12 protein-coding genes and 4 tRNA genes are annotated in these 15,109 nt (G+C 52.8%); 14 read left to right on the top strand and 2 right to left on the bottom strand.

All coding sequences use genetic code 11. From position 1 onward, the window contains the following. The first annotated feature begins 127 nt into the window (after nt 1-127). The gene (nlpD, locus tag AC6I8R_RS16200) at nt 128-1,216 is read left to right on the top strand and encodes a murein hydrolase activator NlpD (RefSeq protein ID WP_415175589.1); all 1,089 of its coding nucleotides are present in this window, start codon (nt 128-130) and stop codon (nt 1,214-1,216) included. 50 nt (nt 1,217-1,266) lie between these two features. Continuing rightward, nucleotides 1,267-2,259, top strand: coding sequence for an RNA polymerase sigma factor RpoS (gene rpoS, locus AC6I8R_RS16195; RefSeq protein WP_013510222.1), 993 nt, complete (start codon nt 1,267-1,269; stop codon nt 2,257-2,259). 210 nt (nt 2,260-2,469) lie between these two features. On the opposite strand, the gene mutS is transcribed toward rpoS, so the two are convergent. Continuing rightward, nucleotides 2,470-5,013 (bottom strand): DNA mismatch repair protein MutS, encoded by a 2,544-nt coding sequence (mutS, locus tag AC6I8R_RS16190; protein WP_497832768.1) that lies wholly within the window; start codon nt 5,011-5,013, stop codon nt 2,470-2,472. A 363-nt stretch (nt 5,014-5,376) separates the two neighbouring features. Between mutS and mltB the strand changes: the two genes are divergently transcribed. Further along, nucleotides 5,377-6,459, top strand: coding sequence for a lytic murein transglycosylase B (gene mltB / locus AC6I8R_RS16185; RefSeq protein WP_021184513.1), 1,083 nt, complete (start codon nt 5,377-5,379; stop codon nt 6,457-6,459). Between the two features lie 86 nt (nt 6,460-6,545). Then, a complete protein-coding gene (locus AC6I8R_RS16180) occupies nt 6,546-6,884 on the top strand; it encodes a zinc ribbon domain-containing protein YjdM (protein ID WP_415175587.1) in 339 nt (112 codons plus the stop codon). A gap of 34 nt (nt 6,885-6,918) precedes the next feature. On the opposite strand, the gene AC6I8R_RS16175 is transcribed toward AC6I8R_RS16180, so the two are convergent. Further along, nucleotides 6,919-7,806, bottom strand: coding sequence for a dihydrodipicolinate synthase family protein (locus AC6I8R_RS16175; protein ID WP_021184511.1), 888 nt, complete (start codon nt 7,804-7,806; stop codon nt 6,919-6,921). A gap of 167 nt (nt 7,807-7,973) precedes the next feature. Between AC6I8R_RS16175 and tam the strand changes: the two genes are divergently transcribed. The 10 genes from tam (at nt 7,974) to AC6I8R_RS16125 (ending at nt 15,089) form a co-directional block, all read left to right on the top strand. Then, the gene (gene tam / locus AC6I8R_RS16170) at nt 7,974-8,750 is read left to right on the top strand and encodes a trans-aconitate 2-methyltransferase (protein ID WP_415175586.1); all 777 of its coding nucleotides are present in this window, start codon (nt 7,974-7,976) and stop codon (nt 8,748-8,750) included. Between the two features lie 100 nt (nt 8,751-8,850). Then, on the top strand, nt 8,851-9,345 hold the full coding sequence (gene pncC / locus AC6I8R_RS16165; RefSeq protein ID WP_208723742.1) for a nicotinamide-nucleotide amidase: 495 nt from the start codon (nt 8,851-8,853) through the stop codon (nt 9,343-9,345). A gap of 96 nt (nt 9,346-9,441) precedes the next feature. Continuing rightward, nucleotides 9,442-10,512: a recombinase RecA gene (recA, locus tag AC6I8R_RS16160; RefSeq protein WP_021184507.1), complete on the top strand. Its 1,071-nt coding sequence runs from the start codon at nt 9,442-9,444 to the stop codon at nt 10,510-10,512. A gap of 106 nt (nt 10,513-10,618) precedes the next feature. After that, nucleotides 10,619-11,128: a regulatory protein RecX gene (locus AC6I8R_RS16155; protein ID WP_415175585.1), complete on the top strand. Its 510-nt coding sequence runs from the start codon at nt 10,619-10,621 to the stop codon at nt 11,126-11,128. 136 nt (nt 11,129-11,264) lie between these two features. Next, nucleotides 11,265-13,892, top strand: a complete 2,628-nt coding sequence (alaS, locus tag AC6I8R_RS16150) for an alanine--tRNA ligase (protein WP_497832580.1) — start codon at nt 11,265-11,267, stop codon at nt 13,890-13,892. 249 nt (nt 13,893-14,141) lie between these two features. Next, entirely contained in the window at nt 14,142-14,327 is a 186-nt protein-coding gene (gene csrA, locus AC6I8R_RS16145; RefSeq protein ID WP_013510212.1) for a carbon storage regulator CsrA, read from the top strand. 284 nt (nt 14,328-14,611) lie between these two features. Next, a tRNA-Ser gene (locus AC6I8R_RS16140) sits at nt 14,612-14,704 on the top strand. A 9-nt stretch (nt 14,705-14,713) separates the two neighbouring features. Beyond that, a tRNA-Arg gene (locus AC6I8R_RS16135) sits at nt 14,714-14,790 on the top strand. Nucleotides 14,791-14,877: 87 nt separating this feature from the next. Continuing rightward, nucleotides 14,878-14,954 (top strand) — tRNA-Arg (locus AC6I8R_RS16130). 58 nt (nt 14,955-15,012) lie between these two features. Continuing rightward, nucleotides 15,013-15,089, top strand: a tRNA-Arg gene (locus AC6I8R_RS16125). The last annotated feature ends 20 nt before the right edge of the window (nt 15,090-15,109 follow it).

Below are 15,109 nucleotides of genomic sequence, written 5' to 3'. Positions count from 1 at the left end.
CACGGCGCAGTTGATCTTGTTACTATCCTTGTTAATCAATGCTAAAGGCCGTTTCACCTGCATTATGCAGTGTAAAATGCGGTTGCGCAGACACAGTCATATCCAGGATTGCCATCACGGGGGATCAATGAGCACGGGAAGCACAACATTTCAATTACGCCGTCTGGCGGCACTGACACTGGTCGGATTTTGGCTGGCAGGCTGTAGCTCCAGCGATAATACACAAGCACCCATCAGCCAGATCGGTGGCAACGGTGGTATGAGCGATACCTCGGGTGGCGGCGTACCTACGATGCCGCACGGCGGAATGTTAAGCGGTGGCGTACCTTCTGCACCGCCATCGGGCGGAATGATTAGTGGTAATAATAATGTGACGACGCAAAATGGTCGCATTGTGTACAACCGCAATTATGGGAATATTCCGAAAGGTAGCTATGGTGGCGAAACTTACACCGTTAAACGTGGCGACACCTTGTTCTATATTGCGTGGATTACCGGCAATGATTATCGCGACCTGGCGCAACGTAACAACATCCCCGCCCCGTATAGCCTGAACGCCGGGCAAACGTTGCAGGTTGGGAACGGTGCCGGACAGTCAATTACCGGTGGTAACGCTATCACTGCCGCTGATGCAACTCAGGGTGGCGTACCTGTCACACCGGGTTCTTCGCAAATTAAATCTGCCCCGGTTGCACAGCAACCTGTTATTACGTATTCTGATGATTCGGGTAATTCTTCAGGCAGCAAATTGTTGCCGTCGAAAGGGGCAAATAATGTGGCAACGACCACAGCTCCGGTTATCGCACCACCCACAGTCAGCAGCACGACGGATAGCACAACCCCGGTGGGAAGCTGGCGTTGGCCGACTGATGGGAAGATTATCGATAACTTCTCCGCTGCGGAAGGCGGAAACAAAGGGATCGATATCGCCGGTTCGCGTGGACAACCTGTTGTCGCCACTGCTTCGGGTAGGGTGGTATACGCAGGCAACGCGCTCCGTGGGTACGGTAATTTAATCATCATCAAACACAATGATGACTACCTGAGTGCCTACGCCCATAACGACACAATGCTGGTCCGGGAACAACAGGAAGTTAAAGCTGGGCAAAAAATAGCTACGATGGGTAGCACCGGAACCAGTTCAGTACGATTGCATTTTGAAATTCGTTACAAGGGGAAATCCGTAAATCCGTTGCGTTACTTACCGCAACGATAATCCGGCAGAACCCAGGTGTTCTGCCCTTGGATCACGGGTAGGAGCCGCTTATGAGCCAGAATACGCTGAAAGTTAACGAGTTACACGAAGATGCGGAATTCGAGGAGAACGGAGCTGAGGTTTTTGATGAGAAGGCTCTCGTTGAGAACGAACCTGGTGATAACGATGTAGCGGAAGAAGAGTTGTTGTCACAGGGTGCGACGCAACGCGTTTTGGATGCGACGCAGCTCTACCTCGGAGAAATTGGTTATTCTCCATTGTTAACGGCGGAAGAAGAGGTGTTCTTTGCCCGCCGCGCATTACGAGGCGACATTCCTTCTCGTCGCCGCATGATTGAAAGTAACTTACGTCTGGTGGTGAAGATTGCCCGTCGTTACAGCAATCGTGGTCTGGCGCTGCTGGATCTGATTGAGGAGGGTAATCTCGGCCTCATTCGTGCTGTAGAGAAGTTTGACCCGGAACGTGGGTTCCGCTTCTCGACTTACGCCACATGGTGGATTCGTCAGACCATTGAACGGGCAATCATGAACCAAACCCGTACTATTCGTCTGCCTATCCACATTGTTAAAGAGTTAAATGTCTATCTGCGTACCGCGCGTGAACTTTCGCACAAACTCGATCATGAGCCGAGTGCCGAAGAGATTGCCGAACAGCTGGACAAACCGGTTGATGATGTAAGCCGTATGCTACGTCTCAACGAGCGTATTACCTCGGTTGACACACCGTTGGGTGGTGATTCCGAAAAAGCGCTGCTGGATATCCTGGCCGATGAAAAAGATAACGGCCCGGAAGACACCACGCAGGACGATGATATGAAACAAAGCATCGTTAAGTGGTTGTTTGAACTGAATGCCAAGCAGCGTGAAGTGCTGGCGCGTCGTTTCGGCCTGTTGGGCTATGAAGCGGCAACGCTTGAAGATGTGGGCCGCGAAATCGGTTTGACCCGTGAGCGTGTTCGTCAGATTCAGGTGGAAGGGCTGCGTCGTCTGCGTGAAATTCTGCAGACTCAGGGCCTGAATATAGAAGCGCTGTTTCGTGAATAAACCGTAATCGCTACATAAAAACGGTGACCATCTGGTCACCGTTTTTTTATGCCTGCGATTCAGGATGGTAATTGACACGGGATCCCTTAAGCAGGGTTGTAGACCCTGGTGCTGACATACATTCCGTCGTGGCGCGATTTATCGCGCGCCTTTTTCTTGCACTCTGCACAGAATTGCGCGATAAATCGCGCCGCAACTGCTAGCCCTTTGTCAGACCAGCGTTTTCAGGCGATAGATCCACTCCAGCGCCTGACGTGGCGTCAGGGTGTCGGGATCCAATGCTTCCAGCGCTTCCACTGCCGGTGAGGTGTCCGCTACCAGTAATGGTAACTGGGAACCTTCCACCGTCGAGGCGGCAGTGCTCCCCGACAGCGCTTCCAGCTCCTTCAACTTGTGACGGGCACGTTTGATCACCTCTTTCGGTACACCCGCCAGCGCCGCTACGGCAAGGCCATAACTTTTGCTGGCCGCGCCATCCTGCACGCTGTGCATAAACGCGATGGTGTCACCGTGTTCCACGGCATCCAGGTGTACGTTGACCACGCCTTCCATTTTTTCCGGTAGCGTTGTCAGCTCGAAATAGTGGGTGGCGAATAGCGTCATGGCTTTGATACGGTTAGCCAGGCTTTCGGCGCAGGCCCACGCCAGCGACAGACCATCATAGGTTGAAGTGCCGCGACCGATTTCATCCATCAACACCAGGCTATGCTCGGTGGCGTTATGCAGAATATTGGCCGTTTCGGTCATTTCCACCATAAAGGTAGAACGCCCGGACGCCAAATCGTCAGCCGCCCCTACGCGGGTAAAGATGCGATCGATAGGGCCGATCACCGTCTCTTCAGCAGGCACGAAGCTGCCGATCCAGGCCATCAGCGCAATCAATGCCGCCTGACGCATGTAAGTACTTTTACCGCCCATGTTGGGGCCGGTAATAATCAGCATACGTCGCTGTGCCGACAGCGAAAGCGGGTTGGCGATAAAGGGTTCTTTCAGAACCTGCTCCACCACCGGGTGTCGACCTCCCGTGATGCGGATCCCCGCTTTCTCCTGAAGCACCGGACGGCAATAGTTGAGGGTCCAGGCGCGCTCCGCCAGGTTACTCAGTACATCGAGTTCGGCCAGCGCCGCCGCGCTTAATTGCAGGGCTTCAAGATGTGGCAGCAGGCGGTCAAACAGCTCGTCGTACAGGCCTTTTTCCAGTGCCAGCGCTTTCCCTTTTGAGGTCAGCACCTTGTCTTCGTACTCTTTCAGCTCAGGAATGATATAGCGCTCGGCATTCTTAAGCGTCTGGCGGCGCACATAATGGATGGGCACCAGATGGCTTTGACCACGGCTAACCTGAATGTAGTAACCATGAATTGCGTTAAAGCCAACTTTAAGCGTATCCAGCCCCAGTTTTTCCCGCTCACGAATTTCCAGGCGGTCAAGGTAATCGCTGGCACCGTCGGCCAGCGCGCGCCACTCATCCAGTTCGGCGTTATAACCTGGCGCAATCACCCCGCCATCACGCACCAGAACTGGCGGTGATTCAATAATGGCGTTTTCCAGCAATTCGCGCAGTTCGCTGAACTCGCCCATCTGGCTACGCAACTGCGTGAGTTGTGGCGCGTTCACCGTTTGCAGCAGGGTATTCAGCTCCGGCAACTGCTGGAAGGCATGGCGCATACGCGCCAGGTCGCGCGGGCGTGCGGTGCGCAACGCCAGACGGGCAAGGATACGTTCCAGATCACCAATCTGACGTAAAACCGGTTGTAGCTCTTCGCTGTGCGCCTGTAATTCCGCAATCGCTTCCTGACGGCGTGCGATGGTGTCGACATCACGCAATGGCATATGTAACCAGCGTTTCAGCATACGACTGCCCATCGGCGTGACGGTTTTATCCAGCACGGCGGCCAGGGTATTGTCGGTGCCACCGGCGAGATTTTGCGTGATTTCCAGATTGCGACGCGTGGCAGCATCCATGATCACGCTATCCTGCTGGCGTTCCATACTGAGCGAGCGGATATGCGGCAGTGAGGTGCGTTGGGTATCTTTGACATATTGCAGCAGACATCCCGCCGCGCGCAGCGCCAGATGCGCCTGTTCAACGCCAAAACCGTTGAGGTCGCGCGTGCCAAATTGCAGGTTTAACTGCTGGCGTGCAGTATCGATTTCATATTCCCAAAGTGGGCGACGACGCAGGCCGCGTCGTTGGTCGATAAGCGACATCGCCTGAAAATCTTCGGGATAGAGTAATTCGGCCGGGTTAGTACGCTGCAACTCGGCAGCCATCGTTTCCGGATCTCCGGGTTCGCTCAGGCGAAAACGTCCTGAACTGATATCCAGCGTGGCGTAGCCAAAACCCCGCTGGCTCTGGAAAATGGCGGCCAGCAGGTTGTCCTGACGCTCCTGTAGCAGCGCTTCATCGCTGATGGTTCCTGGGGTGACAATACGTACGACTTTGCGTTCGACCGGACCTTTGCTCAACGCGGGATCGCCAATTTGCTCGCAAATTGCGACCGATTCTCCTAACTGGACCAGTTTCGCCAGATAACCTTCAACGGCGTGATAGGGGACACCTGCCATCGGAATGGGTTCGCCTGCTGACGCACCACGTTTGGTGAGAGAGATTTCCAGCAGCTGCGAGGCGCGTTTTGCGTCATCGTAAAAAAGCTCATAAAAATCGCCCATGCGATAGAACAACAGAATGTCAGGATGATCGGCCTTCAGACGCAGGTATTGCTGCATCATGGGCGTATGGGCGCTGAAGTCCATTTGCTCTGCTCCTTTCATCTCTTTCTCACTTTATATTTACTCTTTGATGACCTGCGGCGCATGGTTGCCACAGGGGAAGATGTCGTCATCACGATGGGGCAACAACGAAAGAGGGGATGTTACCATTTTTACGGCATCTCCTTCATCCGCCCACGGGCTTTTCGGTTGCCGACCATAACAAATTGCTGTGTCAGGAAAAAATAAAAAAACGGGAAAAGAGTAAAGTATGGAGATGGGTCGCAAATTTTGTCTGTCAGCATGATGGCAGAGATAACTGACGTAAATTTAAGATATTGCCCTGTAAGTCGGGTTTCTGAACGATTAATATGTGTGCTTTAGTTTCGTCTGGTTTATGGATATCCGATGCGTTTTAAGGTTGCTTTTCTCCCGCTTATTGCTCTGCTTGCTGCCTGTAGCAGTAAGCCTCATACATCTCAGCAGCCCGCTGTTGTTTCTGCCCCGCAGGGGGGCTTTTTACTGGATGCATCCCATGCAAATCAGCCCATGTTTGGCGATTTTGCCGGTAATCCCGCTGCTGAAAAATTTATTGACGAGATGGTGGCGAAGCATGGTTTTGACCGCCAACAATTGCATGCGGTAATTGGTCAGGCAAAGCGGTTGGATTACGTGCTGCGTTTGATGGACCAACAGGCACCGAGCTACACACCCCCCACTGGGCCTAACGGTGCCTGGATTCGTTATCGCAATAAATTTATCACCCCTGATAATGTGCAAAACGGCGTTGCCTTCTGGAATCAATACCAGGATGCGCTGCAACGTGCCCAGCAGGTATATGGCGTGCCGCCGGAAATTATTGTCGGCATTATTGGTGTAGAGACGCGCTGGGGCCGGGTAATGGGTAAAACCCGTTTGCTGGATGCGCTGGCAACTCTTTCCTTCAGCTATCCACGCCGTGCAGCCTACTTTAGCAGTGAGCTGGAAACCTTCCTGCTGATGGCGCGTACCGAACAGGATGACCCGCTGGATCTCCGTGGTTCTTTTGCCGGGGCGATGGGGTACGGCCAGTTTATGCCTTCTTCGTATAAGCAGTATGCGGTCGACTTCAACGGCGACGGACATATCAATTTGTGGGATCCGGTTGATGCCATCGGCAGCGTCGCTAATTACTTCAAAGCGCATGGCTGGCGGGCTGGCGAGACGGTTGCCGTCCCCGCCAGTGGCCAGGCACCTGCACTGGAAAATGGTTTTAAAACCATGTACCCGGTCAGCATGCTGGCAGCGAGTGGTTTGACGCCTCAAGGTTCGCTTGACGGTAACCAGCAGGCCAGTTTGTTGCGCCTCGATCTCGGCACCAGTTATCAATACTGGTACGGGCTGCCCAATTTCTATGTCATAACTCGCTACAATCACAGCACGCATTATGCTATGGCGGTGTGGCAACTGGGTGAAGCTGTCAGCAAAGCGCGGCAGGGTGCGATATTTTAATGCTGTCCTTACAGTTAGTAAGGAGATAAGATGGCGCCCCTTTTGCGGCGCCATCTTTGCCGCGACTTTTTCTCTGAGGAGCGCTTATGAATACCTTACCGGCCTGTCCTGAATGTCACGCTGACTATACCTGGCAGGATGGCGAGAAGCTGAACTGCCCATCCTGCGGCCATATCTGGTCGTTGAGTGCTGACGATGCAGCAACTGATGGTCTGGTGGTGCGCGATGCGAATGGCAACCTGCTGGTGGATGGTGATAGCGTCACCGTTATCAAAGATCTGAAAGTCAAAGGTAGCTCTTCGACCCTGAAAATCGGCACGAAAGTTAAAAGCATTCGTCTGGTTGAAGGCGATCACAATATCGATTGTAAAATCGATGGTTTTGGGCCGATGAAGCTCAAATCGGAGTTCGTGAAAAAGAACTGATGATCGGACGGCTTAGCGCCGCCCGTATTCCTCTTTATGCCAGCAGGCGATCGATTTCCGCGCACTGCGCTGCACTCAATTCACCGCCGTAGTTGCGCGAATGGCTGGCCATTGACTCAAAACGGCGGGCGACGGCAGTTTTGATAGTAGTGACAAAATCATCACCAATGGTATAGATCGCCATTAACTGACCGATGCGTTGTTGAATGGTGGTTAACTGGCGCAAATCACCTGCGCGCCACGCCTGCATTGCCTGCGCAAACAATTCCGGCACGATATTATTCAGGCCTGAAATCACGCCAGCGCCCCCTGCCAGCAGATTAGGCAGCAAGTATTCGTCATACCCCGACAGCACGGCAAAATCGCTACGAACTTTTCGTGTTTCTTCAATCAGCGCACGATTGTGTGACAGGCAATCGACGGTATCTTTAATCCCGATAAAATTGGGCAATTCTGCCGCCAGCTCAGCCACCAGGGTCGGTGTCAGATCGCAACCAGTGCGCGCCGGGAAATTATAGGCGAACCATTTGCCACCCAATTGTCGGTCGAGAGCTTTAAAGTAGCTCAGCAATTGTTTTTGCGTCTGACCATAGTAATAAGGCGGCAGCACCATCACCGCATCAAAACCGTTTTGCCATGCGCTTTCAGCCAGTTGCAGCATATCTGGCACGCAGGTACTGGACACGTTCGCGACCATCGTTAATGGCGAGAGCTGGCGGGCTTCGCGCAGCAAACGCAGCCTTTCCGGCTGGGTGAGCGAAGCAAATTCGCCAATGCTGCCCATTAACAAAATTGTATCAATTCCTGAATCATTGAGCCGGGAAAAGTGGCGACCCAGGGCATCAACATCCACGTTACCGTGGCTATCAAAAGGGGTTACCGACGGACACCAGACACCAGCCAGTGCAGGTTGTGTAGCCATAGCAAACTCCTTGTTATGAAAAAATGAAACGTCGTTTTAACTTAATGCCCATTGTCATGACTGACCAGACCCTGATGTTAAAAAAGGTGAGATACAGCACTTTTCCTCCCTGCAAAGTGGAAAAAGCGGGTAGTGTTTGGTTCTTCGGGTAAAACAGGAGCGTTCAAATGCAAGACTGGAATCCACAGCTGTATCGGCAGTTTGAATCAGAAAGGACTCGGCCAGCCCGCGAGTTGCTGACACGGATTGCCACCCCTGATGTGCGCTATGCCACGGACTTGGGGTGTGGGCCGGGTAACAGTACTGAATTGTTGGCACAGGCATGGCCGGAAGCGATCGTCACCGGCATCGACAGTTCAGAGGCCATGTTGGAGCAGGCACGCGAGCGCCTTCCGGATTGCCGTTTTGCGCAGGCTGATATTCGTCATTGGCAGGCGGAGCAACCGCAGCAGGTGATTTACGCCAACGCCTCATTGCAATGGTTGGGCGATCATCAGACGTTGCTGCCGCATCTGGTCAGTCAGCTCGATATCGGTGGTTCTCTGGCGATTCAGATGCCTGATAACCTTGAGGAACCCTCACATCGCCTGATGCGTGAAGTGGCGGCGACTGAGCGTTGGCGAACTCATATTTCGCCCCAGGCTGCCGATCGTAAACGCTTACTTACCACCGAACAGTATTATGATTTGCTGAACGATGCTGGCTGTGAGGTTGATATCTGGCGCACCACTTATTACCACGTTATGTCCGATGCGCAGGCCATCATTACCTGGTTGCGTGCAACGGGATTGCGTCCTTTCCTCGCTGGTTTGGATGAAAGCCAGCAAAAGGCCTTTTTAGCGGAATATCATCAGCGATTAATTCCTGCTTATCCGAGCCGTAGCAATGGCAAGGTTTTGCTGGCTTTCCCGCGTCTTTTTATGGTGGCGATGAAAACCCGCTGAAACTTGTGGAAGCCCGCGCGCAAAACGCAACATCAGGGTTGAAAAGGGTCCTTCGCTGCACCATTTCCTGTTAACGTGAGCGCCAGATAAGGAGAAGGCGATGAACGATGCACAGTTACAACAGTTGAGTCGTCACATTGGCGAACAGCTGAAAATGCGCAAGGCAACCATTACTGCGGCGGAGTCCTGTACTGGCGGCTGGATTGCGAAAGTATTTACCGATATCAGCGGCAGTTCTGCCTGGTTTGAACGCAGTTTCGTTACCTACAGCAACGAGGCTAAACAGCAGATGGTTGGCGTGCAGGCCAGCACGCTGGCGCAGTTTGGTGCGGTGAGTGAGCAAACGGTGCGCGAGATGGCCGCAGGGGCCGCGAAAGAAGCAGCGGCGGAGTATGCCATTGCCGTCAGCGGTATTGCGGGGCCGGATGGCGGCACGCCGGATAAGCCGGTTGGCACCGTCTGGTTTGGCTTTGCCGGACCGGAAGGGCGCGTAGTGGCGCAGTGCCAACGCTTTGATGGCGACCGTGATGCAGTGCGGCGTCAATCCGTAGCCTGGGCGTTGCAAACGCTGCATGATGAATTTCTGACAAATTAAACTTGATACTGTATGACTGTACAGTATAATTACCGGCAACAGAACGCGAGCTGGCATACAGAAATGCCTGCTTACCCGGCATGATTAGGAGTGGAAATGGCGATTGACGAAAACAAACAGAAGGCTTTAGCTGCCGCGCTGGGCCAGATTGAGAAACAATTTGGTAAAGGCTCCATCATGCGCCTGGGTGAAGACCGCTCGATGGACGTTGAAACCATCTCCACCGGTTCTCTGTCACTGGATATTGCACTGGGTGCAGGTGGCTTGCCAATGGGCCGTATCGTTGAGATTTATGGCCCGGAATCTTCAGGTAAAACCACGCTGACCTTGCAGGTGATTGCCGCAGCACAGCGCAAGGGTAAAACCTGTGCCTTTATCGACGCTGAACATGCGCTGGATCCGGTTTACGCGAAAAAACTGGGTGTTGATATCGATAACCTGCTGTGTTCTCAGCCGGATACCGGTGAGCAGGCGCTGGAAATTTGTGACGCGCTGGCGCGTTCCGGTGCGGTTGATGTCATCATTGTTGACTCCGTTGCTGCGCTGACGCCGAAAGCCGAAATTGAAGGTGAGATTGGTGACTCCCATATGGGTCTGGCTGCACGAATGATGAGCCAGGCGATGCGTAAGCTGGCCGGTAACCTGAAGCAGTCCAACACGCTGCTGATTTTCATTAACCAGATTCGTATGAAAATTGGTGTGATGTTCGGTAACCCGGAAACCACCACCGGTGGTAACGCACTGAAATTCTATGCTTCCGTACGTCTCGATATTCGCCGCATCGGTGCCATTAAAGAAGGTGACGAGGTCGTGGGTAGCGAAACGCGCGTGAAAGTAGTGAAAAACAAAGTTGCGGCACCGTTCAAACAGGCTGAGTTCCAGATTATGTACGGTGAAGGCATCAATACCTTCGGTGAACTGGTCGATCTGGGCGTGAAGCACAAGCTGGTTGAAAAAGCGGGTGCCTGGTACAGCTATAACGGCGACAAGATTGGTCAGGGTAAAGCCAACGCGACCAACTTCCTGAAAGAGAACCCGGCGATTGCCAATGAAATCGATCAGAAGCTGCGCGATATGCTGCTGACCGGTGCAACCGCCACTGGTGCTGCTGCGGATGTTTCCGCTGACGACTACGAAGAAGCCAGCGAAACCAACGAAGATTTTTGATACCTCAACGGGAGCATTCTGCTCCCGTTTTGTTTTTCCCCGCCAGCACTTTCCCTCTTTGAATTCTTGCTTTACCCTGCGCTACTGTCTGAACAAGGTAGATCATATGTCATCATCACCGACACCCGCGCCAACGTTTTCCCGCTTACTGGATCGTGCGATGCGTATCCTGTCTCAGCGTGATCACAGCCGTGAAGAGCTGAAGGGAAAACTACAACTTTCCAATCAGCGCTCAGCCTGGATGAAGCAGGAAGCGGTCGAACCGATCCCGGATGAACTGCTGGATCAGGTAGCTGATTGGTGTCAGCAAAACGGTTGGTTAAACGATCAACGTTTCACGGAGCGTTTTATCCTGAGCCGCAGTCGCAAAGGTTATGGCCCACAACGTATCCGTATGGAGCTGCAACAAAAGGGCATCGCCCGCGATGAAATTGACCAAGCGCTGTTTGATACTGAGGTCAACTGGGTGGCGTGCGCCGCTAACCTGGCAACGCGCAAGTTTGGCGATCCGTTACCAAAAGACTGGGCAGGGAAGAGCAAGGTCCAGCGTTTTTTGATGACAAAAGGCTTTTTGATGGAAGATATTCAGGCCATTTTCAGAAATTTTGATGACTGAAAGGCGATGGGATTTTACTTCCCACTGAAGAAAATTTATCTTATTCCCACTTTTTGTTCCTCAGTCAGCGGTGGGTCGGGCGCATGCGGCTTGCCAGACGAAAGGGAACGTTCGTTAGCGTGATTCCAGGAAATTTATGAGCAAGAGCACTGCTGAGATCCGTCAAGCGTTTCTCGACTTTTTTCATAGCAAGGGACATCAGGTTGTAGCCAGCAGCTCCCTCGTACCGAACAACGACCCGACGCTGCTGTTTACCAACGCCGGGATGAACCAGTTTAAAGACGTTTTCCTCGGTCAGGATAAGCGCGATTACTCGCGTGCGACCACGGCGCAGCGTTGTGTGCGTGCCGGTGGTAAGCACAACGATCTCGAAAACGTAGGCTACACTGCACGCCATCACACCTTCTTTGAAATGTTGGGCAACTTCAGCTTTGGCGACTATTTCAAAAAAGACGCGATTGCATACGCCTGGGAACTGCTGACGGGTGAGCAGTGGTTTAAGCTGCCGAAAGAACGTCTTTGGGTCACCGTCTATGAAACGGACGATGAAGCCTATGACATCTGGGCGAATGACATTGGTATTCCGCGCGAACGTATTATTCGCATCGGTGATAACAAAGGTAGCGCTTACGCCTCTGATAACTTCTGGCAGATGGGTGATACCGGCCCGTGCGGTCCGTGCAGTGAAATCTTCTTCGATCATGGCGATCATATTTGGGGTGGCCCGCCGGGAAGCCCGGAAGAAGATGGCGACCGTTACATTGAAATCTGGAATATCGTGTTCATGCAGTTCAACCGTCAGGCCGACGGTACCATGCTGCCGCTGCCAAAACCTTCGGTGGATACCGGCATGGGCCTGGAGCGTATTGCCGCGGTATTGCAGCACGTAAACTCCAACTACGAAATCGACCTGTTCGCCAAACTGATTAAATCAGTGGCTGAAGTGACGGGTGCGACTGACCTCAGCAACAAATCACTGCGCGTTATTGCTGACCATATCCGTTCCTGTGCTTTCCTGATTGCTGATGGTGTGATCCCTTCGAATGAAAACCGTGGTTATGTGCTGCGTCGCATCATTCGTCGTGCAGTACGTCACGGTAATATGCTTGGCGCAAAAGATGCCTTCTTCTACAAACTGGTTGCACCGCTGATTGAAGTGATGGGTTCAGCGGGTGAAGATCTGCAACGCCAGCAGGCTCAGGTAGAGAATGTCCTGAAAGCAGAAGAAGAGCAGTTCGCGAAAACGCTGGAGCGTGGTCTGGCATTGCTGGATGAAGAGCTGGCAAAACTGCAAGGTGATACCCTTGATGGTGAAACTGTCTTCCGTCTCTATGACACCTTCGGCTTCCCGGTAGACCTGACAGCAGACGTCTGCCGTGAGCGTAATCTGAAGATCGATGAAGCTGGTTTCGAAGTGGCGATGGAGCAGCAACGCCAGCGCGCACGCGAAGCCAGTGGTTTTGGTGCCGATTATAACAGCGTAATTCGTATTGACTCGGCCTCAGCGTTTAAAGGCTACGACCAGTTGGCATTGGCTTCCACGGTGCAGGCCCTGTTTGTTGACGGTCAAGCGGTTGAGCAGGTCAGCGCAGGCCAGAACGCGGTAGTAGTACTGGATGAAACGCCGTTTTACGGTGAGTCAGGCGGGCAGGTGGGTGATACCGGTGTACTGGCTGGGAATAATGCTGAATTTAGCGTCCAGGATACACAGAAGTATGGTCAGGCGATTGGTCATATCGGTAAGCTTACCCAAGGTCAACTGCGTGTCGGCGATCGCCTGAATGCGCAGGTTGATGAAGAGCGTCGCGCACGTATTCGCCTGAACCACTCGGCGACACACCTGCTGCATGCCGCGTTGCGTCAGGTTCTCGGTGACCATGTAGCGCAGAAAGGTTCGCTGGTAAACGACAAATACCTGCGTTTCGACTTCTCCCATTTTGAAGCGATGAAACCGCAGGAAATCCGTCAGGTTGAAGATATCGTCAACGCCCAGATTCGTCGTAACCTGGCAGTTGAAACCAATATCATGGACCTGGAAGCAGCCAAAGCGAAGGGCGCAATGGCGTTGTTTGGCGAGAAATACGACCAGCGCGTACGCGTGCTGAGCATGGGTGATTTCTCCACTGAGCTTTGTGGTGGTACGCACGCAGCACGTACCGGTGATATTGGCCTGTTCCGCATTCAGTCTGAGTCAGGTACCGCAGCCGGCGTGCGTCGTATTGAAGCCGTTACCGGTGAAGGCGCTCTGGCGCAAGTTAATGCGCAAAGCCATCAGTTGCAGGATATCGCGCATCTGGTGAAAGCCAACAGCAGCAACCTGAACGAAAAAGTGCGTGGTCTGGTGGATCACGTACGTGCTCTGGAAAAAGAGTTGCAGCAACTGCGTGACCAGCAGGCTGCGCAAGAGAGCGCATCCCTCAGTAGTAAAGCCGTGGATGTGAAAGGCACCAAGCTGCTGGTGAGCGAACTGAGCAACGTTGAGCCTAAGATGTTGCGTACTATGATGGATGATCTGAAAAACCAGCTTGGTTCCGCGATTATCGTGCTGGCAACCGTTGCTGAAGGCAAAGTGTCACTGATTGCCGGGGTAACCAAAGACCTGACTGACCGCGTCAAAGCGGGTGAACTGGTCGGTGAGCTGGCCGCACAGGTCGGTGGTAAAGGCGGTGGTCGTCCGGATATGGCACAGGCGGGTGGTACTAATCCGCAGGCACTGGCCGGTGCGCTTGCAGGTGTGCAGGACTGGGTTAGCAATCGACTGTAACGAAATAAAACTAAGCATCGTGAGGAGCGCCAGGAACAGATGTTCCGGCGCTTTTTAACGCGATGTGCACCAGGTAATGACAAAGTCAGGTTGAGGCAGTGTATTTCGGCTAAACTAACTATCAGCAGAATGTATTGGCGTGACAAACCACAATGGTGTATTTGTCATAGACATTGTTCGGCAGTATATGATGGATATGGCCGGGAACCCGAACAGGCCCGACTCTTTTAATCTTTCAAGGAGCAAAGAATGCTTATTCTAACTCGTCGAGTTGGTGAAACCCTCATGATTGGCGATGAGGTGACTGTAACGGTGCTGGGAGTTAAAGGTAACCAGGTCCGTATTGGCGTCAATGCACCTAAAGAGGTTTCAGTGCATCGCGAAGAGATCTATCAGCGCATCCAGGCAGAAAAAGCTCAGCCTACGAGTTACTAACGGATTCAGCGCCTCGCTTTGCGGCGAGGCGCTACCGCTTTTCCCCTGCTTTTCTGCTTCTCCTGTTATTTTCTTCTTTCTCATTTTGTTATCCGTATCGACCTTTTACTGTTGATTAATCACTCTTTTTGTCGGCAAATTGCGCGGATTGTTTGTCATTTGTGCAAACAAACTTGTAGTGGGAAAAATTGTTTGACTTATAAGTGCGGGAAAGTAATATGTGCGCCACGCAGTGCCGATGAGCGGAAACAAAGTTCAGCAGCACAGTTCGTAAGAACGCGTAAGGTGAGGTGGCCGAGAGGCTGAAGGCGCTCCCCTGCTAAGGGAGTATGCGGTCAAAAGCTGCATCCGGGGTTCGAATCCCCGCCTCACCGCCATTTTTCGATGCATCCATAGCTCAGCTGGATAGAGTACTCGGCTACGAACCGAGCGGTCGGAGGTTCGAATCCTCCTGGATGCACCATCGAAAAAGATGTCGTAAAGAGTGAACGAGCAGTTCCTTTCGTGGTGAGTTGTTAGCACCCTGCGTTGTACAAGAATTTTCAGAAATGCATCCATAGCTCAGCTGGATAGAGTACTCGGCTACGAACCGAGCGGTCGGAGGTTCGAATCCTCCTGGATGCACCATTCTTCGTATCATTCCCAGGTTGATTTCAGTAAGTCCATCGCAAGAAAATCTCGCAATGCATCCATAGCTCAGCTGGATAGAGTACTCGGCTACGAACCGAGCGGTCGGAGGTTCGAATCCTCCTGGATGCACCATTCTTTGTCTCATCATCAAC

It is taken from the genome of Pantoea sp. X-Soil-OKNW-713 (genome assembly GCF_059730685.1).
Note: the sequence above shows the minus strand (reverse complement) of the source record. Positions and strands in the feature narration are given on the sequence as shown.